The organism is Pseudomonas sp. LSJ-87 (genome assembly GCF_032971465.1).
GTDB lineage: Bacteria > Pseudomonadota > Gammaproteobacteria > Pseudomonadales > Pseudomonadaceae > Aquipseudomonas > Aquipseudomonas putida_Z.
On the sequence record NZ_JAWJYQ010000051.1, the window covers coordinates 17,981 to 38,003 of the forward strand.

The 20,023-nt window shown below is 64.7% G+C and carries 16 protein-coding genes and 1 pseudogene; 9 read left to right on the forward strand and 8 right to left on the reverse strand.

The window, feature by feature from the left end; all coding sequences use genetic code 11:
- Positions 1–67: 67 nt before the first annotated feature.
- Positions 68–2,361: pseudogene (locus RYH74_RS23435) on the reverse strand (acylase).
- A gap of 216 nt (positions 2,362–2,577) precedes the next feature.
- On the opposite strand from RYH74_RS23435, the gene RYH74_RS23440 reads away from it, so the two are divergent.
- Positions 2,578–2,952, forward strand: a complete 375-nt coding sequence (locus RYH74_RS23440; RefSeq protein WP_025338939.1) for a fe2+ zn2+ uptake regulation protein — start codon at positions 2,578–2,580, stop codon at positions 2,950–2,952.
- A gap of 36 nt (positions 2,953–2,988) precedes the next feature.
- Here RYH74_RS23440 and RYH74_RS23445 read toward each other — a convergent pair whose 3' ends face one another.
- Positions 2,989–3,177, reverse strand: coding sequence for a hypothetical protein (locus RYH74_RS23445; protein ID WP_003248064.1), 189 nt, complete (start codon positions 3,175–3,177; stop codon positions 2,989–2,991).
- A 151-nt stretch (positions 3,178–3,328) separates the two neighbouring features.
- Here RYH74_RS23445 and RYH74_RS23450 point away from each other — a divergent pair, with 151 nt between their 5' ends.
- The 4 genes from RYH74_RS23450 to RYH74_RS23465 all read left to right on the forward strand — a co-directional run bounded on the left by RYH74_RS23450 (position 3,329) and on the right by RYH74_RS23465 (position 5,773).
- Entirely contained in the window at positions 3,329–3,787 is a 459-nt protein-coding gene (locus RYH74_RS23450) for a hypothetical protein (protein ID WP_286919468.1), read from the forward strand.
- Positions 3,788–4,038: 251 nt separating this feature from the next.
- The gene (locus RYH74_RS23455; RefSeq protein WP_075045095.1) at positions 4,039–4,419 is read left to right on the forward strand and encodes a Mor transcription activator family protein; all 381 of its coding nucleotides are present in this window, start codon (positions 4,039–4,041) and stop codon (positions 4,417–4,419) included.
- 64 nt (positions 4,420–4,483) lie between these two features.
- The gene (locus RYH74_RS23460; protein WP_317410270.1) at positions 4,484–5,143 is read left to right on the forward strand and encodes a DUF2589 domain-containing protein; all 660 of its coding nucleotides are present in this window, start codon (positions 4,484–4,486) and stop codon (positions 5,141–5,143) included.
- A gap of 75 nt (positions 5,144–5,218) precedes the next feature.
- Positions 5,219–5,773, forward strand: a complete 555-nt coding sequence (locus RYH74_RS23465; RefSeq protein ID WP_025338935.1) for a DUF2589 domain-containing protein — start codon at positions 5,219–5,221, stop codon at positions 5,771–5,773.
- A 19-nt stretch (positions 5,774–5,792) separates the two neighbouring features.
- Here RYH74_RS23465 and RYH74_RS23470 read toward each other — a convergent pair whose 3' ends face one another.
- From RYH74_RS23470 to RYH74_RS23480, 3 genes are read right to left on the reverse strand one after another with little or no spacing between them, the layout of a single operon-like run.
- A complete protein-coding gene (locus RYH74_RS23470; RefSeq protein WP_317410272.1) occupies positions 5,793–9,467 on the reverse strand; it encodes a translocation/assembly module TamB domain-containing protein in 3,675 nt (1,224 codons plus the stop codon).
- Positions 9,464–11,206 carry an autotransporter assembly complex protein TamA gene (locus RYH74_RS23475; RefSeq protein ID WP_084785330.1) on the reverse strand — a complete coding sequence of 581 codons (1,743 nt, stop codon included), beginning with the start codon at positions 11,204–11,206 and terminating at the stop codon, positions 9,464–9,466. The genes RYH74_RS23470 and RYH74_RS23475 overlap by 4 nt, the downstream gene beginning before the upstream one ends.
- A gap of 52 nt (positions 11,207–11,258) precedes the next feature.
- The gene (locus RYH74_RS23480; RefSeq protein ID WP_075045090.1) at positions 11,259–11,909 is read right to left on the reverse strand and encodes a GNAT family N-acetyltransferase; all 651 of its coding nucleotides are present in this window, start codon (positions 11,907–11,909) and stop codon (positions 11,259–11,261) included.
- A gap of 132 nt (positions 11,910–12,041) precedes the next feature.
- Here RYH74_RS23480 and xthA point away from each other — a divergent pair, with 132 nt between their 5' ends.
- Positions 12,042–12,854, forward strand: coding sequence for an exodeoxyribonuclease III (gene xthA / locus RYH74_RS23485; RefSeq protein WP_317410273.1), 813 nt, complete (start codon positions 12,042–12,044; stop codon positions 12,852–12,854).
- 169 nt (positions 12,855–13,023) lie between these two features.
- On the opposite strand, the gene RYH74_RS23490 is transcribed toward xthA, so the two are convergent.
- A complete protein-coding gene (locus RYH74_RS23490; RefSeq protein WP_286101804.1) occupies positions 13,024–13,956 on the reverse strand; it encodes a LysR family transcriptional regulator in 933 nt (310 codons plus the stop codon).
- A 126-nt stretch (positions 13,957–14,082) separates the two neighbouring features.
- Here RYH74_RS23490 and RYH74_RS23495 point away from each other — a divergent pair, with 126 nt between their 5' ends.
- A complete protein-coding gene (locus RYH74_RS23495; RefSeq protein ID WP_075045088.1) occupies positions 14,083–14,346 on the forward strand; it encodes a DUF2790 domain-containing protein in 264 nt (87 codons plus the stop codon).
- Between the two features lies 1 nt (position 14,347).
- On the opposite strand, the gene RYH74_RS23500 is transcribed toward RYH74_RS23495, so the two are convergent.
- Positions 14,348–15,040: a tRNA (adenine(22)-N(1))-methyltransferase gene (locus RYH74_RS23500; protein ID WP_075045087.1), complete on the reverse strand. Its 693-nt coding sequence runs from the start codon at positions 15,038–15,040 to the stop codon at positions 14,348–14,350.
- A gap of 136 nt (positions 15,041–15,176) precedes the next feature.
- Between RYH74_RS23500 and RYH74_RS23505 the strand changes: the two genes are divergently transcribed.
- Both RYH74_RS23505 and RYH74_RS23510 read left to right on the forward strand, forming a co-directional pair.
- The gene (locus RYH74_RS23505; RefSeq protein ID WP_015270613.1) at positions 15,177–15,557 is read left to right on the forward strand and encodes a RidA family protein; all 381 of its coding nucleotides are present in this window, start codon (positions 15,177–15,179) and stop codon (positions 15,555–15,557) included.
- A gap of 204 nt (positions 15,558–15,761) precedes the next feature.
- Positions 15,762–17,762, forward strand: a complete 2,001-nt coding sequence (locus tag RYH74_RS23510; RefSeq protein WP_317410274.1) for a U32 family peptidase — start codon at positions 15,762–15,764, stop codon at positions 17,760–17,762.
- 871 nt (positions 17,763–18,633) lie between these two features.
- Here RYH74_RS23510 and RYH74_RS23515 read toward each other — a convergent pair.
- Positions 18,634–19,959 carry a sigma-54 dependent transcriptional regulator gene (locus tag RYH74_RS23515; RefSeq protein ID WP_075045084.1) on the reverse strand — a complete coding sequence of 442 codons (1,326 nt, stop codon included), beginning with the start codon at positions 19,957–19,959 and terminating at the stop codon, positions 18,634–18,636.
- Positions 19,960–20,023 lie beyond the last annotated feature (64 nt).

Below are 20,023 nucleotides of genomic sequence, written 5' to 3' on the forward strand. Positions count from 1 at the left end.
TTGCAGCCCTGGTGCAGTACCTGTGGGAGCGGGTTTACCCGCGAAGAGGCAGGCACAGGCTAACGCCTCAAGGCCGGCTGACCAGCGCCCCCTTGTCCCGCTCACTGATCACCACTTCCCGGTACTCCGGGTCAGCCTTGATCTGCGCCTCGGTAAACGGAATCACCGCCAGTTTTCCGGCCGCAAACGCCTTGGTCTGGTCACCGGCATGCACCGAAGCCGCTTCACTCGACTGGGAAAACGCCAACAGCCCACGGGCCTGCGGCCCCTTGTCGGTAAAGCTGACCAGTTGCAGGTAGCTGGTACCACTGACACCAGCCGCTTGCCCTGCCCGTGCGGCACACTGTAGATCGCGTTGTACACGCCCAACGCCTGCGGGCCACCCGGCACCGGCGTGCCATCGCTCGCCTGTTGCACCTGCCCCCAGCGCGCGTCCCCTGCCATGCCGCTGTCACGCACCTGCTTGAGCGACGCCAGCGCGGCCTGGTGCAGCAGCTTGCGCACGGCCGCCTGCTCTACCGCCAGCCCGCGCGGGGTGTGCTGCGGGTCGGCCGGGTCGAAGGCCACCCGCCAGCTTTCCGGGTGCTCGGCCAGGGCATCGAACAGGTTCTGGAAATGCACCAGGCCAATGCCGCTGTCCAGGTCAGCCTTGCCATTCCAGGCCGCCAGACTGCTGCATACCGCCCGCACATCCGCATCGGCGCCCTTGCACCACTGCAGCAGGTCAGGCAGTAGCAGGCTGGCCAGGTACACCTCGTCATCGGTCACCATGCGCTGCAGGTCATCAACGCCCAGGCGGGCCGTACCCTGCAGGCGTTGCAGGGCAAAGCGGCCACGCATGCCCAGCGGCTGGTCACTGCGGCTGACCAGCGGCGAGTAACCGGTCAGCGGCTGCGCCGGGTTGGCCATCCAGGCCGGGTCGTTGGAGTTCTGCACAAAATCCTCGCGCTCCAGGCTCGGCAGCAGCCGCGCAGGGAAGATCCCCGGCTGCGCGGCCTGCGCATCGACCTTCCACTGGCACGCGCTGCGTGAGCCATCCAGTACCACCAGGCGCCCCTGTGCCTGCGGGTTGCTGCACGCACTCAGCAGTTGCTGATCCACATATGGCACCACGGACTGGTTCAGGTACAAGGCCTTGCCTGCCGGGTCCACCGCCAGCGTGTTGACCCAGGGAATACCCTGCAGCTGTTCGATCGAGCCTTTCAACGTAGCCAGGCTGTCGGCATGGTTGATCTGGTACCACTGCTGCAACACCCGAGTGTTCTCGAGGTTGGCGTCGCGCAAGCTGTAGGCAGCATGCGCATCCCAGTCCAGGCGCCCCGGCCATTGCACCACCGGGCCGAACTGCGAACTGTAGACCTGGCGCTGTACCTGGCTCAGGCTGCCATCCTCGGCCTTGACCGCAACGCTGACGGTTTGCCGGGCCAGCGGCAGCGACTTGCCATCGAGCAGGTAGCGGGTCGGGTCCTTGGGGTCGAGTTGCAGGCGGTACAGGGTGAAGTGCTTCGATGTGTCGACGGTGTGCGTCCAGGCCAGATGCTGGTTGAAACCGATGTTGACCACCGGCAGGCCCGGCAATGCCGCCCCCATCACGTCGAGCTGGCCGGGAATGGTCAGCTGCATCTGGTAGAAGCGCATACCCCCCATCCACGGGAAGTGCGGGTTGGCCAGCAACAGGCCGCGGCCATTGGCCGAACGTTGCGCCCCGACGGCCACCGCATTGCTACCGCGTTCCGTGGCAAAACGCTGCTGCCTGGCCAGCGCCGCGGCAAACCCTTCCGGCGCCTGCTGGCTGGCCAGCGTTGGTGGTTGCGCCCCCGCCAGCGCTTCGACGAACTGCCCGACACCGCCTTCGGCGAGCAGTCGACGGGTCAGCTTGACCAGGTCCTCGCTGCTGATCGGCCGCAGCCACTCGCCGTTGCCACATTCGGCAGGCAACCCCTGGCTGCGGCGCTCGGCCAGCGCCCGGTTGTAGCCGCTGGCATAACCTGCCAGCAGCGCCTGTACCGGCGCGGGCTGCGCCTGCAAGAACGCATCGACTGCCGCCGGCGTGTTGAGCCAGGCGAAGAATACATCGCTGGCCAGGTTGTCACGCTGTTCCAGGGTCTTGCCCTTGGCACCGAAGTAGCGTGAGCGCTCGCCACTCACGGTCAGCACTTCATTGGCCAGCAGGCACAGGTTGTCCTGGGCGTAGGCGTAGCCGATGCCATAGCCCAGGCCGCGCTCGTCCTTGGCCACAATGTGCGGCACCCCGTAACTGGTTCGTCGAATCTGCGCACTGGCATCGGCGGCGGCGGACTGCACCGGCGCTGCGCCAACGCTGAAGGCTACCAGGGCGGCAGCCAGGCCAGCGCAAGTCATGGGGCGGGAAAGTGGAAACACGGGCACTCCTCGGGTTCGGGGGTCATCCCGATCAGACGAATGGCCACATGAAAATTTTACGTATTACCAGGCAATGGAACGTCTTGAACAGAACCAGGCTTTTTTTTGCGCGTGGGCTGCAGTTTTTCCGTTCTCATTCGTCCTAGTAAGTGAGGCACCCAAATTTCGGGTTCGTCCACGAAAAGGAGCATTCACATGTACAACCCGCAACCCTCGATCCAGGCTGGGCGCGTCCCAGGCAAAGCGCCCAGGGAACAGGACGTTTTTGCTGACGAACGCATCGGCAACGAACAGATCCGCGAGCTATTGCGCAGTTTCGGCCTGCGTACCAGCCTGATCCGCCTCAAGGTCATCGATGCCTTGCACGCCGCCGACCGCAATGGCCGCAGCATTGGCGTGCGCGGCGTGCACGCGCAACTGGAACAGCTGGATATCCCGCTGTCGTTCCTCAGCGTGCGCGAAGTGCTCAAGCGGCTGTGCAGCGAGGGCGTCATCCAGCTGGGCAGCGACAAATGCTACAGCCTCGACCCGCAGGCGCGCGCCGTGCTGGAGCGAACGCCTGTGCGCTGAGCGCATGGCCGGCCATGACTGGCCGGCCCGCCAGGATCAGGGCTTGACCTTGCGCCGCAGGATGCCGTTGATCACCACGACCACCACGGCGATGGCAATGGCCAGCATCTGGAAGGTCTGCTCACTGATCGTGCCCTGCTTCTGCAGGTGGGACAGGCCCAGCATCAGGCCCAGTACCACCAGGATGATCAGAAGGGAATATTTGAGGCGCTGCACGTGTGTCATCGAAGGTTCCTTGCAACATCAGGGGCAAATGGCTCGCAACGAGCCGCGGCAATGATACAACGGCCACCGGCCCCGGCGCTGCATTTCCTGCTGGGTGGGCCGGCGCCTGCCTGAAAGCATGGGGCTCCCAAGCACCCATGCCGGAGGCACCATGTACAAACCCCTTCTGTTCGCGTCGCTATTGCTGACACCCTTTTCCCTTCATGCGCTGGACACCCGCCAGACCTCGGCCGAGCAACTGTTCGAACTGGGCCGCGAACTGGCTGCCCAAGCTGGCGCCAGCCAATGGCAACAACTGTGGCAGCGCGTGCGCCAGGCCGGTTACCTGCAGGCAAAAGGTGCGTCGGTGCATTTCAGTGTCCCCCTGGCGCAACTGCCCGAGTTGGCCCGGCAAACCCTGGCCCAGGCCGACCAGGTACAAGCGCAGCAGCAGACCCAGGCACTGTACCGCCGCAGCTTTGCCGACCAGGTCATCGGCCACCGTGACGGGCAGCCGCTGCATGCGCTGTGCCTGCTGGTCGATTGGCGCACGCTGCCACAAGGCATGCGCGACTCCCCCCAGGCCTACCTGCGCAGCGCCAGCCTGCTGAGCAGCTATCCGTGCGATTGAGGGGTACCACACCCAACGCGCTGCGCAGGGAGTGGCCTGATGGGAAATCACCCGCCACAGCCAAATGTTGAAGCCATGTCCTACAACGCCGGATATCGCTGCCTGCAAAACCTGTTCGCGGAAGCTACAAGCCCCAACCCATATGGCGCCTAGCGACATGCCTCGGCTGTCACAGAAAATCCAGCCACACCTTCGACATAACGCCGCTGGTGATCGGTTAGCACAGCCCATCCGTCCCGAAGGAGCGCCATATGCAACTGCCAGACTTGAGCCACATCGATATCAGCCAACTGCCCCATTCGCTGCAGGCCCTGATCGACTGCATCGGCATCGACAACGCCTATCAGCTGACCTGCGCCTATGGCGGCAGGCCCAAGTACATCCCCAAGCACCGCGAGCGCACCAAGCTTGCCGACGTGCTGCCGGCCGAAGCGCTCGACGCACTGATCAAGCGCTTTGCCGGTGTCGCCCTGGAAATTCCCAAGGCTGACCATTTCATGCGCCAGTTGCGCAACCTGCAGATCCAGAAGGAAAGCGCCAGCGGCTTGTCTCGCAGCCTGCTCGCTGACAAGTACGGCCTGAGCCTGCGCCAGATCGGCAACATCCGCCGCCAGGAACATTGCGTGCGCTGAAGCCCAGGCATCGTGACCACGATTGATAGCCACGTTTTTAACCCAACCAGAAGAGAACCCAGCAATGTCGATAGATAACAGCCTCATCGGTTCCGTAATCAATGCCTTGCCGATGGACCGCATGATCGCAGGCCCCCTGCAGGCCATGGTCCAGGCCCAGGTCACCGCCAGCAAATCCTACGCCGACTTCCTGATGCAGGTGTGCGTCCAGGACGGCAAGGCCGTGGCCATCCAGTTCGACTACGACGAAACCATCGTCGACGAACAAGGCGAGTACAAGGGCGTGGTCAGCAAGACCATGAAAGTGCCGCTGGTGGCAGCCATCACCCACCCGAACATTTCCATCGAAGAAGGTAATGTCGAGTTCGAGCTGGTCATCAACCAGATGTCGGAAGACGTTTCCAGCAAGGACATGAGCGCCGAGGCAAGCGGTTCGCTGGGCTGGGGGCCGTTCAGGCTCAACGTGAAAGGCAGCGTCAGCCACAAGTCCACGCAAACCCGCAAGACTGACACCCGCGCCCGCTACGCCTTCAACACGACCTTGAAGCGCCAGGACCCGCCTGAAGCGATGATGCGGGTGATCGACTTCCTGACCGACGCCGCGACAAAGCCGACCGTGGTCCAAACCGCCACACTGAACAGCCAGGACGCAATTTCCCAGGCCGATACCTTGAAGAACCCTGCGGCCGAAGGCGCTCCGGCCCTCGGCGCCGCCACCTCTTGAGGCGCACCTCCCCGCCCCGAACAGCCCCCCTGACCAGCAACAGGGGGGCACCACCTGGCCTGAGGAGTCGAAGCATTGGATAAATCCCCCGCCCCCATGACTTCCATCGACCTGCGCGAAATCACCCGTGGCCTGCAGGAAGCCGCCAGTGCTACCAACAGCCTGATCGCGCAGCAGTACATCAACCTGTTCGACCAGTTCTTCGAATGCGACACCGAAGCGTTGGGCGCGCCCATGAAAGCCAAGATGGTCGAGGTGGCCATGGACGGCCAGCACATCATGCGCGTACCGCTGTTCGCGCTGGTGTCGCCCAAGGGCCTGGCCCTCGAGCGCATGCAGGTCGACCTTTCGGTAAGGGTCAAAGGCACCGAAGCACAGCAGGCACTGCTGACCGCAGGCGAGAACAAGGCGGCCAGCTTCAAGGTCACCATCGGTGGCCAAAGCCGTCAGGGCGACAACCGTGACCCCGATGAAGTGCAGATCCGCATGCAGTTCCAGGCCAGCGAACCACCAGAAGCCCTCAACCGGCTGATCGAGGAGTACACCAGCCTGATCATCCCGGTACGCGCCCCCAGCCCGCCGCCCTCGCCCGACACCAATGAGTTCATCGAGGCGGCCATCGTCCGTTGACGGCCGCCCCCGCGACGGCTCAGAAGTCGCGCTTGTAGAAGATGTCCAGTGAGCTGGCCAGCCCGCTGGCAGCCTCGAGGTACACCTTCTTGCTCAGCTTGTAGCGCAATGCAATGGTGTTCGCAGGCTCGAACACCCCTACCCCATAGCGCAGGCTCAGCTTCTCGGTGAGGTTGCCGCTGGCGACCACGCTGGTGGTATTGCCCGAACCTTCGGTGTCCAGCTGGAAGTCGTCGATACCCAGGCTCGAGGCCAGGCTGCCGGTGATGCCGGCGCTACCCGCCAGGCCCAGGCCCAAGGCCGCTTCGGCAAGCATGTTGTTGTCTTCGCCGGACGCGCCCAGAGGCCGCCCCAGTACCAGGTACGACAGCGCCTGCTCCTGGCTCATGGCCGGCTCCGAGAACACTTTGCTGGTGGGCTGCTCGGCACTGCCGCTCAGGCGGATGCCGGCAATCACGTCGTCGACCTTGCGGATCGCTTCAATGTCCAGGTACGGCTGGTCGATCGGGCCTGCGAACAGCAGCCGCGCACGGCGGATGGTCAGGCGCTGGCCGTAGGCACGGTAGCGGCCGTCGGCCAGGCTCAGCTCGCCACGGGTGTCGAGGTTGTCGCCGATGTGCACATGGCCGAGCAGGTTGGCCTTGAGGCCAAAGCCACTGAACGAAAGCTTGTCACGGCCCACATCGACATCGATGTCCATGGCCATCGCCATGGGTGGCTTGCCCTCTTCGGTCTGGTGGCCGACGATCACCGTGTCATCCGATACCTTGACGGTGGACGGTGGCAGCTCGCGTACAGTGATCGTGCCCTTGGGCACCTGTACCTTGCCGGTCACCGCCAGCTTGTCGTCGATCAGGCGCAAGGTCAGGTCCGGGGCGACCTCCAGCGTCGCATAGGGTTCGACCGTGACGGGCAGTTGCTGGCCCTGCAGACGCAGGTCCATGCCCAGGGCCTGGCCCCAGGTGAGGTTGCCATTCAACTGGCCACGCCCCGCCTCGCCACTGCGCCAGCCGCCATTGAGCTGTACCTGCTCGCCGGCAATCAATGCCTGCAATGACAGGTCCTCGAGGCTGACCGGCAGTTCGGCGCCACTGACTTCGCCGCCGCTGAGCATCAGGTTGCCGTTGACCTGCGGCGCCAGCAAGGTGCCCGACAGCCGGCCACTGCCATTGAGCTGCCCGGCCAGGCGCTCGACCATAGGCACGAACGGGCGCGCCACCGACAGGTCGAGACCGGCAAGGCGGAAATCACCCGATAGCGGTTTGTTCTTGCCCAGTGGATCGAGGCGGGTGTTGACGTTCAGCTCGCCCAGGCGCTGGCCGCGGAACGCCAGGCGGGTATCGATGCGCCTTGGCGTCAGCGTGCTGTCCAGGCGCAGGGTCTGGTACGGGAAGTCGATCCAACGGTCCTTGTCGCGCACGCGCAGGGTACCGCCACTGGCGTCGACGACGATGTTGCCCTTGGGGCCACTGGCCGGGATGTCCAGATTGATGTCGGCATTGAGCAGGCCCTGCCAGGCGAAGTCCTTCGGCAGCCACTGGGCCAGGCTGTCCAGCGGGAACTGCTTGAGGTGGTAGCGCAAGCGTGGCTCGGGGGCCAGGCGCTGGTCGTCGCCACACAAGCTGGCCTGGCCGGAACGCCAGCAGTGCGCAGCAAAGTCCAGCTGGCCGCTGGCCAGCCGCTGCACGCGCGCCGGTGCCTGCAACTGCCAGTCCTGGCCGCCGGCCTGGATCCGCCCACTGGCCAGGCGCCCACGCCAGTCACCCTTGTTCAACTGGCCGTCCAGGCCGAGATCGAGCTTGAGCTGCGGGCCGTCCAGCGCCAGGGTCAACGCTTGCTGGCGAATGTCGCCTTTGCCGTGGGCCTGCAAGGTGCCCAATGCCGTGTCACCCAGGTGAATGCCGCCGGCCTTGAGTTCGATCACGCCGCGCTGGGCGTTGTCCAGGCGGGCATCCAGGTCCAGCTGCTGCAAACGGTTTTCCGCCTGGGCCAGGCGCTGGCCCTGCAGGGTCAGCGTACCTTGCGGGGCTTGCAAGGTGCCGGCGACGTCCAGCCGACCCTTGACCTGGCCCTGCAACCTTGGCCACAACTGGCCCAGGCGCGGCAGGTCGAGGTCGACCCGCCCGGCCAGGCGCTGCTGCAGGCTGCCACTGCCATTGATGCGGTTGTCCCCCAGCTGGATTGCCAGGGCGCCCAAGGTCCAGCTCTGCCCTGCCCCCTGGGCCTCGACCTTGAGCATTGCCGGCTGGCCGCGCAGGCGGCCTTTCAGGTCAAGCTGGGCATCGAGGCTCAGGGCGTCGCCTTTCATCTCGCCTTTGCTGCGCAGCGGCCCCGCCAAGGTACCCGGCAGCTCGGCCAGCCAATAGGCTGGGTCAAGCGCCGACAACTGCAGGTCGACATCCCATGCCAGGGTGTCGGCAAAGCGCACGGCGACACTGCCGGCAGCCTTGCCTTGCCCGGCGCTCAGCGCCAACTGCGGCAGCTTCACCTGGCTCAGGTCACCTTCGAACGGGCTGGCCAGGCTGAACGCGCCGGCCGGGCCATCCAGGTCGCCATTGAAGGTGCCCTGGTAGTTGCCATCGCGATAATGCACCTGGGCCATGAACCGCTTGAGGGTAACCTCGGGCGGCGTCTCCAGTGGATACAGGCGCAGCCACGGGAAGTCCTGCCAGTCCAGTCGGGCGTCGGCGACCAGGCCTTGCTGCCAGTCAGCCGTGGCTTGCAACTTGACCCGCTGGGTATCGCTGGCGTTCAGGTCCAGGGCATCGAGCCTGGCGCCTTTGCTGTCGACCAGCCCGGACAACAGCACGGCGATCGGCGACTGCTCGGCCGGCAGGCTGGCCGACCCCGACAGTTGATAGCCCTTGAGCAGGTCGCCCCGGGCGTCGAGCTTGAGCTGGTTGAACTGCACGGTGTCGGGCAACGAAGCGGCCGGCTTGAATGCTTCGGAGCGGATCTGCAAGGTCGCCGGCAGGTGCTCGGCCAACGCCTGCAATTGCCCGTTCAGCGTGGCGTCAAGGTAACCACTGCTGGTGCCGGCGAGTTTCAGGGTTTTCTGCAGCTCGCCGGTGGCGGTCAGCGCCAGCTGCCAAGGTTTGCCGTCCACCGCTGGCAGTTGCAGCTGCGCCTGGAGTTGCACCGGCCAGTCAGCTTCGGGCTGCAGGTCGCCCTGCAGGTTCAATTGCAGGTCATCGCGCTGCAGGTGCAGGCTGTCGATGCGCAGCCCGGTATTGGTCCAGTGCGCCGCCAGTTGCAAGTCGCCAAGCAGGTCGCTGCCATCCAGGCGCAACTGGCCAACCTTGACCTCTCCCAGTTCGATGGCCAGCGGCAAGCGCAGGGCCGGCAACTGTAGCGGGCCACTGTCGGCCGATTCGGCGCTGGGCGCAAAGGCCATGTCGATGCGCTGCGCCTGCAACTGGTCAATGCACAAGGTAGAGCGCAGCAGGCATGCCGGCGACCAAGCCAGCAGCGGTGCCTGCACCTCTACCGTGCTGCCGGCATCGGCCCAGCTCAGCCGGCTGGCTTGCCAGCTACCGGCCAGGCGGCCCTGGAAGTCAGCCACCTCAAGCCCGGGCACCTTGCCCAGCACCCAGCGGCTGCCGGCCTCGGTCCCCAGCAGCAGGCCGAGTGCCAGGCCCAGGCTTGCGGCTACCCCGAGCAGGCCTGCCAAAATGTACTTGATCACGCGTTTCACAGCTCAGGCCCCATGGAAAAGTGCAGGCGAATTCCCCCTTCATCATCCAGCGCCTTGGCCAGGTCCAGGCGCAGCGGCCCGACCGGCGACACCCAGCGCACGCCAAAACCTACACCGGTCTTGAGGCTTGGCAGCTCCAGGTCGTTGAACGAGTTGCCCTGGTCGACGAAGGTTGCCAGCCGCCATTTTTCGGTCAGCGAATACTGGTACTCGACACTGCCGGCGACCAGGTAGCGCCCGCCAATGCGGTCGCCGTCGCTGTTCTTCGGTGACAGGGTCTGGTAGTCATAGCCACGCACGCTCTGGTCACCACCGGCGAAAAAGCGCAGCGACGGCGGAATGTTGTTCTTGAAGCCATTGGTCGCGCTGCCACCGAACTGCACCCGGCCGAGCAAGCGGTGGTCATGGCCAAGCGTGGTCAGGCCCTTGAGCAGCACGTTGCCATGCAGCAGGTTGGTGTCCGAGACCAGCCCTTCCTTGGCCACCTGTACATCGAACTGCAGGCGGTAGCCGTTATGCGGGTCGATGCGGTTGTCACTGCGCAGGAAGGAGTAGCTCACCCCCGGCATCAGCAGGTTGCTCAGCCCGGAGTCATCACCCAGGCGGTACTCCTCGCGCTGGTACTTGAGGGAAATCACCCGCTGCCAGCCGCTTGGCAGCTTGCTGTGCCACTCGGGGCCCACCGTCAGCAGTTTGCTGAGGGTGTCGGTGCCGGCAATTTCTTCGTTCTGGTAGCCGCCGGCAAAGCGCAACTTGTCGGTCAGCGGCGGGTCGAGGGGGATGTCGTACCAAAGGCCGACGTTCTGCCGGGGCGCCGACAGTTCGGTTTCCCAACCGTAGCTATGGCCCTGCGGGTTGACCCAGTGGCGGGTCCAGTTGGCCTTGCCGCGTGGCCCGACGTCGGTCGAGAAGCCCAGGCCCAGGCCCATGGTGCGCGGCTTGCGGGTTTCCAGGCGGACATCCACGGGGATTTCTTCGCCCACGGCGGCGGTGGGCGCCGCATCCACGCGCACGCCTTCGAAGTAGCCGCTCGATTGCAGGTCGTTGTTCAGCTCGGCGATCAGTTCCGAGTCGTAAGGTGTACCCGGCTTGAACGAGACCATGCGCTGCAGCAGGTCGTCGTCCAGCGGTGTGTCGCCACCAAAGGTGACGGCGCCCAGGTGATAGCGCGGGCCGCTCTGGTAGACCAGTTCGATATCGGCCACACCCGCCTGGGGGTCGACCGCCAGGCGCTGGCGGCTGAAGCGCCCACTGAAGAAGCCATAGCGCGACGCCTGGTTCTGGATCAGCCGTTTGGCATCCTCGTAATGGCCGTGGTTGAGTTGTTCGCCCGCGCGCAGGGCCTTGCTGTCGGGCACGCGAAAGGCCTTCATCTCGCTGGCGGGGCCTTCGATGCGTACGGTCACGTTGCGCAGGCGAATCGGCTCGCCGGGGTCGATGGTGATGATCAGTTGCGGGGAGCGGTCAGCCTCGCTGGCGGGCTTGACCTCTGTGTCGATCTGCGCCTGGTAGTAGCCAAGTGCCTGCGCGGCTTTGCGCGCCTGCTCCTGGGCGCCGCGACTGAAGCGCAGCAGCGCTTCTTCATCGCGGTCACCAAGGGTACCGATATAGCCTTCGACATTGGCCTTGAGCGCCTTGTTGGCCGGTTTGACCTTCACCAGCAACTCGCTCTGGCCCCATGCTGCGAAACTGGCGGCCCAGATAACCAGGCCCCAGGTCAATCTTCCTGAATACGTCATGCGGCGCATGCTACCAGAGCCGGGCGCTCAAGGGAGCCGCCGCGCCGTCTGCTCAGGCAAAAGCAGAATTGGAAGAGACCGGATTGGGATGGAAGAACACCCTCTCACGGATTGGTCCTACAGCCACCTCGCCAATTTCCTCATAACCCTGGCGCTGGTAAAAGGCCAGGTAGTGCTCGTTGCCGGTGTCCAGCACCACACCCTGGGTACCAGGGTCGTCTGCGCACCAGTCATGCACAGCTTGTAACAATTGCTCGCCGTAGTGCTTGCCCTGAAATTGCGGGTGCACGCCCAACAGCGGCAGCACATGCACCTCGTCGGTGGGCAGGCAGGTGGCCAAGGCGGCCTGGTAGTCCATGTAACGGCGCGTACAGCGCAGGCCGGTGCCCATCATCATGCGCAGGCGCCAGGCCCAGCTGTCGGCCACGCCCAACCGGCGCAGCGGCGGCACGATCAGGGCGAGTGCGATCAGGCGGTCCTCCACCAGCAGGCCGATGGCGGGCAGTTGCAAGTAGAAGTGCTGGCGTACCCACTCGCGCACCATCACCCGCAGGCGCCGCTCGTAGCCTGGGCGCTGGGCCTCGAAGATATAGGCGAATGTAGGTTCGTGACGGTAGGCGTTGTACAGCAGCGAACGCGCCTCGCGGCTGTAGCCGTCATCGAGCAGGCAGACACGGGCCGGAGTGGCAGTGGTTTCGGGCATTGCGGGCAGTCCTCCTGGAATGGGCTTACAGTGCCCTGGAAAGGACGTTAGCAGCAGGCTCCCGAAGCCGCCATGCTGGTGATGGCAAGCGATGTCGGCTAGCATCGCGCCTTTTACCGGGATTATCTTTCCATGAAGATCGTCTGTTTCAACATCAACGGCCTGCGGGCCCGCCCGCACCAGCTGGCGGCGCTGATCGAAAAGCACCAGCCGGACGTGATCGGCCTGCAGGAAACCAAGGTCAGCGACGATCAGTTCCCGCTGGCCGACGTGCAGGCGCTGGGCTACCACGTGCATTACCACGGCCAGAAAGGCCACTATGGCGTGGCCCTGCTGTCGCGCCAGGCACCGCTGAGCCTGCACAAGGGCTTTGCCAGCGATGAAGAAGACGCCCAGCGCCGCTTCATCTGGAGCACCTTCGCCGATGCCGATGGCAACCCGATCACCATCATGAACGGCTACTTCCCCCAGGGTGAAAGCCGCGACCACCCCACCAAGTTCCCGGCCAAGCAGCGCTTCTACAGCGACCTGCAGGCGCTGCTGGAAGGCCAGTTCCGCAACGACCAGCCACTGCTGGTGATGGGCGACATGAATATCTCGCCGCAGGACTGCGACATCGGCATCGGCCCGGACAACGCCAAGCGCTGGCTCAAGACCGGCAAGTGCAGCTTCCTGCCGGAAGAGCGCGAGTGGATGGAACGTTTGAAAGGCTGGGGCCTGGTGGACAGTTTCCGCCACCTGTACCCGGAAGTTTCCGACCGCTTCAGCTGGTTCGACTACCGCAGCCGTGGCTTCGAGGACGAACCCAAGCGCGGCCTGCGCATCGACCTGATCATGGCCTCGCAGCACCTGGTGCCGCGGATCAAGGCGGCGGGTGTGGACTATGAACTGCGCGGGATGGAAAAGCCGTCGGACCATGCGCCGATCTGGCTGGAATTGAGCTGATCACCAGCTGAACGCACAGCACCTGTAGGAGCGGCCTTGTGTCGCGATAGGGCCGCATGGCGGCCCCAGGATGTCAGCTTCGATGCACAAATTGCTGGGGCCGCGTTGCGGCCCTATCGCGACACAAGGCCGCTCCTACAAGGGCCAGCGTTAACCGCCCCGCACTCGGCTATCGCCAATAGCGCGAATCATCCACCACCCTCGCATGCCCCTCGAACAGCGCCGGCAACTGCTCCTTGAGGTAGTCGATCCAGGTGCGCACCTTGGCATCCAGATAGTGCCGTGACGGGTAGATCGCATACAGCGCGCTCTCGCGCAGGCGATACGGCGCCAGCAGCCGGCACAACCGCCCCTGCTCGATCGCCTGGCTGGCGGTGTAGAACGGCAGCAGGCCAATGCCCATGCCCAGCTCGCTGGCCACCAGCATGGCGTCGGCGACGTTGGTGGAAAAACTGTCGTTCGGTGCGATCACGCACTGGTCCACCCCTTGCGGGAACACCCAGTCACCTTCGTACATCGGATAAGCCATGCGCAGGCAACGGTGCTGGTGCAGGTCTTCCGGGCACTCTGGCACACCGTGGGCCACCAGGTAGCTCGGCGCCGCGCAGGGGATGCTGAAAATGTTGCCCAGCGGCACGGCGATCAGCTGCGAATCCGGCAGCGCCCCGTCCACGGTAATCACCACGTCATGCCCTTCGGCCAGGGGGTCGGGGTTGCGCTGGGACAGGGTCAGCTCGATCACCACCTCTGGGCACAATGCGTTGTAGCCGGCCACCAGCGGCATCAGCAACAGGCCCAGGCCGTGCGGGCAATGCAAACGCAGGCGGCCTCGAGGCGTGAGGTGCGCGCCACGGGCTTCGCCCACCGCCTCTTCGGTCAGCAACATGATCTGCCGCGAGCGCTCGAGAAACCGCTCGCCAGCCTCGCTCATGCGCAAACGCCGCGTGGTGCGGTGCAGCAGGCGGGTCTGCAGCTGGTTTTCCAGCTCGGCAACGATGCGCGAAACCTGCGCCGCAGAAATGTCCAGGGCATTGGCGGCCGCAGCGAAGCTGCCACATTCCACCACACGGGCGAAGGTACGCATGGCATGCAGCATGTCCATGAAGGTGTGCTCCTTGTTCGGTCTTATTCTTGCGTTACAGGCAGGAATCTATCACGGGTTAGCCCATTTATTGTGGATGACCAATGAATGGATCATTAGCCATACATTGAAAAAAAGGAGCCTGCCATGAAACGTTCGATCGCTGTCCTTGCCGTTGCCGCTACTCTCGCCTCGTTCGGTGCCCTTGCCGACACCGGCAGCAACCAGCCGGTCAGCAGCAGCAACTACGAATACGGCATGCCGCTGGACGTGGCCAAGGTCATCTCCATCACTCCGGCCAGCAACGCCGCCGACTGCCAGGTTGGCACCGCGCACATGGTGTATGTCGACCACCAGGGCCAGAAGCGCGAAATCGACTACCGGGAAATGGGCAACTGCTCGCAGCAGTGAGTCAGGCCAGCACCTCGGTGATCCAGCCGACCTGTTGCCTGAAGTCGTCGATTTTCGCCTGAGGCACCGCACCGCGGGCCCGCTCGAAGTTGGCCAGGGTCTGCTGCTTCTGCCGCAGCATGCGCCGCCACTTGACCAGGAACGCCTCGCTTTTCTCCTGCACCAGCACCGGGCCGAAGTACAGCTGTTCAGCGGTGTACGCCGCCCCGCCCGGCTCGGCGACGATGATCTCGTAATCGAAGCGGTTTTCCCGCAGCAGCTCTTCGCTGACGATCCGGTAACCATTGCCCACCAGCCACTGGCGCAATTCGCGCTCGGCGCCATTGGGCTGCAGCACCAGGCGGGTGACGCCAGCCAGGCGCTGCTTGCCGGCCTCGAGGATTTCGCACATGGTGTCGCCACCCATGCCGCAGATACTGATCACCGTGATGCGGTCTTCCGCCTCGACCGCTGCCAGGCCATTGGCCAGGCGCACGCTGACCCGCCCTTCCAGGCCGTTCCTGCGCACGTTGCGCTGGGCCGAAGCAAACGGCGTCTGCGCCACTTCGCCCGCTACCGCCGCGTCCAGCACGCCGCGCAGCATCAAGGCCACCGGCAGGTAGCCATGGTCCGAGCCGATGTCGGCCAGGCGCGCGCCTTGCGGTACTTGTGCAGCCACGCGCTCCAGGCGCCTGGACAATGTCTGTTCGTTCAACGTAAACCCCTGCTTTGCAATCGGCCGCGATTCTGACGGCGAACGCCGCGCATTTCAAACACCGGGGTGCCCTCGACCGTGCCGGCGCGCTCGCGTAGGCTTGCCGCTTTCCTTCCGTAGCAAGGCAAGACACACCATGGCACAAGCAGACATCATCTACACCCCGGACCCGGACGCCGAGTCGATTTCCTCCGACGTTGCCGAATACAACGGCGTGCTGGTCACCACGCAGATCCCGACCCACGCCGATGGCAGCCTGGAACTGGGCGGCATCGTCGAGCAGAGCGAGTGCACCCTGCAGGCGCTGAAAGTGGCGCTGGAGAAGGCCGGCAGCGGCATGGACCGCGTGCTGCACCTGACCATCTACCTCACCGACATGGCCGACCGCGCGGCATTCAACGAGGTGTACCAGCGCTTCTTCAGCAAGCCCTGGCCGGTACGCGCCGCCGTGGGCGTGGCTGCACTGGCATTCGAAGGCATGCGCGTGGAAGTGACCGCAATGGCCGCCAAGCGCTGATTCACCTTCAAGGGCCCTATCGCCGGCAAGCCAGCTCCCACCTCGACCGCGCTGCCCTCAGGCCTGTGCAGTACCTGTGGGAGCTGGCTTGCCGGCGATAGGGCCGGTGCAGGCAATACACCTCTCGGCACCCCGATGATGCCGCCAGCCCGTTTCGCCGCTACAATGCCCGCCTAAACCGTGACAGCCCGAACCTATAACGACATGTCCCTTCCAAAGAATCACCTGGAACTGCTCAGCCCTGCCCGTGACGTGGCCATCGCTCGCGAAGCGATCCTGCACGGCGCAGACGCCATCTACATCGGTGGCCCGAGCTTCGGCGCGCGCCATAACGCCTGCAACGAAGTCAGCGATATCGCCGAACTGGTCGAGTTCGCCCATCGCTACCATGCACGCGTGTTCACCACCATCAACACCATCCTCCACGACAACGAGCTGGAGCCCGCGCGCAAGCTGATCCACCAGCTGTACGACGCCGGTGTCGACGCGCTGATCGTGCAGGACCTGGGGGTGATGGAGCTGGATATCCCGCCGATCGAGCTGCACGCCAGCACCCAGACCGACATACGCACCCTGGAACGGGCCAGGTTCCTCGACCAGGCCGGCTTCTCCCAGCTGGTGCTGGCGCGTGAGCTGAACCTGCAGCAGATCCGCGCCATCGCCGCCGAAACCGACGCCGCCATCGAGTTCTTCATCCACGGTGCGCTGTGCGTGGCCTTCTCCGGCCAGTGCAACATCTCCCATGCGCAGACCGGCCGCAGCGCCAACCGCGGCGACTGCTCGCAAGCCTGCCGCCTGCCCTACACCCTGAAGGATGACCAGGGCCGCGTGGTTGCGTTCGAGAAGCACCTGCTGTCGATGAAGGACAACAACCAGACCGCCAACCTGGCTGACCTGGTCGATGCCGGCGTGCGCTCGTTCAAGATCGAAGGCCGCTACAAGGATGTGGCCTATGTGAAGAACATCACCGCCCACTACCGCAAGGAGCTCGACGCCATCCTCGAAGGCCGCCCGGAGCTGGCCCGCGCCTCCAGCGGCCGAACCGAGCACTTCTTCGTGCCCGACCCGGACAAGACCTTCCACCGCGGCAGCACCGACTACTTCGTCACCGACCGCAAGGTCGACATCGGCGCCTTCGACTCGCCAACCTTCACCGGCCTGCCGGTGGGTGTGGTGGAAAAGGTCGGCAAGCGTGACCTGCAGGTGGTTACCGAGGTGCCGCTGACCAACGGCGACGGCCTCAATGTGCTGGTCAAGCGCGAAGTGGTGGGTTTCCGCGCCAACATTGCCGAACCGCGTGGCGAGTTCGAGGAAGACGGCGAGAAGCGCTACCGCTACCGCGTCGAGCCCAACGAAATGCCCGAAGGCCTGCACAAGCTGCGGCCCAATCACCCGCTGTCGCGCAACCTAGACCACAACTGGCAGCAAGCCCTGCAACGCACCTCGGCCGAGCGCCGCGTCGGCGTGCAATGGCACGCGGTACTGCGCGAACAACGCCTGGCGCTGACCGTCACCAGCGAGGAAGGCGTGAGCGCGCAAGTGGCACTGGACGGCCCGTTCGGCCCGGCCAACAAGCCGCAGCAGGCGCTGGAGCAGCTGCACGACCTGCTCGGCCAGCTGGGTACCACCATGTACCACGCCGACAGCATCGACCTGGACGCCCCGCAGGCGTACTTCGTCCCCAACTCGCAGCTCAAGGCCCTGCGCCGCGAAGCCATCGAGGCACTGACTGCAGCACGGGTGCAGGCGCACCCGCGTGGCGGGCGCAAGGCCGAGACCACGCCACCGCCGGTATACCCCGAGTCGCACCTGTCGTTCCTGGCCAACGTGTACAACCAGAAGGCCCGCGACTTCTACCACCGCCACGGCGTGCAACTGATCGACGCGGCCTACGAGGCCCATGAAGAGCACGGCGAAGTGCCGGTGATGATCACCAAGCACTGCCTGCGCTTCTCCTTCAACCTGTGCCCCAAGCAGGCCAAGGGCGTGACAGGCGTGCGCACCAAGGTGGCGCCGATGCAGCTGATTCAGGGTGATGAAGTGCTGACCCTGAAGTTCGACTGCAAGCCGTGCGAAATGCACGTGATCGGCAAGATGAAAAGCCACATCATCGACCTGCCGCCCCCGGGCAGCGCGGTTGCGCAGGTGGTTGGGCATATCAGCCCGGAAGACCTGCTGAAGACCATTCCGCGCGGGCCGCATTGATCGGTAGCTTGTAAGGGCCCTTTCGCGGGCACGCCCGCTCCCACAGGGATCTCCACAGTCCTCCATACCTGTGCAGTACCTGTGGGAGCGGGCGTGCCCGCGAACACCGGCGTAGCCGGTGCCATCCACCGCGGCGCCTGCTTCGCGGGCATGCCCGCTCCCACAGGGGATCGCTCAAGGCCCCGGGGCTTGCGCCATGCCTGTAGAGGCAATGGTCTGACTCAAAGACCTTGAGGCCTGCACGGTAGGTGTGGGAGCGGGTTTACCCGCGAACACCGGCGTAGCCGGTGCCATCCACCGCAGCGCCTGCTTCGCGGGTGAACCCGCTCCCACAGGGATCGTGCAAGACCTAGGCGTGGCGCGATGCCTGTAGTGGCAATGGCCTTGCTCAAGACCTCGAAGCCTGCACGGTCAATGTGGGAGCGGGCATGCCCGCGAACACCGGCGTAGCCGGTGCCATCCACCGCAGCGCCTGCTTCGCGGGTGAACCCGCTCCCACAGGGATCGTGCAAGACCTAGGCGTGGCGCGATGCCTGTAGTGGCAATGGCCTTGCTCAAGACCTCGAAGCCTGCACGGTCAATGTGGGAGCGGGCATGCCCGCGAACACCGGCGTAGCCGGTGCCATCCACCGCGGCGCCTGCTTCGCGGGTGAACCCGCTCCCACAGGGGATCGCTCAAGGCCCCAGGGGCTTGCGCCATGCCTGTAGAGGCAATGGTCTGACTCAAAGACCTTGAGGCCTGCACGGTCAGTGTGGGAGCGGGCACGCCCGCGAACACCGGCGTAGCCGGTGCCATCCACCGCGGCGCCTGCTTCGCGGGCATGCCCGCTCCCACAGGGATCACGCCAATACATGGCCTTTGCGCTGCTGCTCAGCGAATCTGATGCTTGTGCAGCAACCGATAGAAAGTCGGCCGCGATATACCTAGCACCTTGGCCGCCACGCTCAGGTTGTCACTGTGCCGGCTGAGTACATCGCACAGCGCCTGGCGCTCGGCCCGGTGCTTGTACTCCTCCAGCGTACCCAGCGGTTGCTGCATCTGGTCAAGGGTCTGCAATCCCAGGTCCTGCGCCTCGATTTGCCGACCTTCGGCCAGCACCAGCCCGCGCCGCACACGGTTGGCCAACTCGCGGACATTGCCCGGCCAGTCATGCCGGCCCATGGCCGCCAGGGCATGGTCGCTGAACGAACGCGGTCGACGCCCGGTTTCCAGGCTGTAGAAATGGGCAAAATGGCTGGCCAGCATCGACAGGTCGCCATGCCGGTCGCGCAAAGGCGCGGTCACAACCTGCAACACGTTAAGGCGGTAATACAGGTCTTCGCGAAAACGCCCTTGCTCAATGGCCCTTTCCAGGTCCACGTGGGTAGCCGCCAGCACCCGCACATCCACCGGGATCGGCTGGCTGCCCCCCACGCGTTCAATGTGTTTTTCCTGCAGAAAGCGCAGCAAGTTGGCCTGCAACTCCAGCGGCAAGTCGCCAATTTCGTCGAGGAACAACGTACCACCATGGGCCGCTTCGATGCGCCCGGCCTTGCGCTGATGAGCACCGGTGAAGGCGCCCTTCTCATGGCCGAACAGTTCCGACTGGATCAGGTGCTCGGGGATCGCCCCGCAGTTGATGGCAATGAACGGCTGCTCGCTGCGTTGCGACTGACGGTGCAGGGTGCGGGCCACCAGTTCCTTGCCGGTACCGCTTTCACCGCGGATCAGCACCGGCGATTCAGTAGGCGCCAGCTTGCCCAGCAGCTTGCGCAACTCGCGGATCGGGCGGCTGTCACCGAGCAGTTCGTGGCTGGTTTCATCCACCCTCGCCAGCCCTTTGCCACGCAGTCGCGCCATGCCGAAGGCCCGGCCCAGGGTGACCTGCACGCGGGAAACGTCGAACGGCAAGGTGTGGAAGTCGAAGAACCATTCACAAACGAAATCGCCGACAGCCGGCATACGCAGCTGTTCGGCGCTGAGCACGGCAATCCATTCGGTGTTGCTGCGCTTGATCAAGTCCTTGACCCCGTCCGGGCGCCTGAGGTGCGACGCCTGCAAGCGCAACAGGCCCACATCGCAAGGATGATCCAGCGCGGCGCCGAGCATGCAGCTGTCCACATCCCAGCCTGCGCTGCGCAATCCAGGCAACAAACGGTGGCAGTCATCGCAGGGGTCAACGATGAGCAAACGGCGTTGGGCGGCAGGCTGCTGCATGACCGATCCTTGGCGCCAGTTTTCGGTTTTGTGAAATAAAACAGTAAGTTGTGGCGCCCGATTA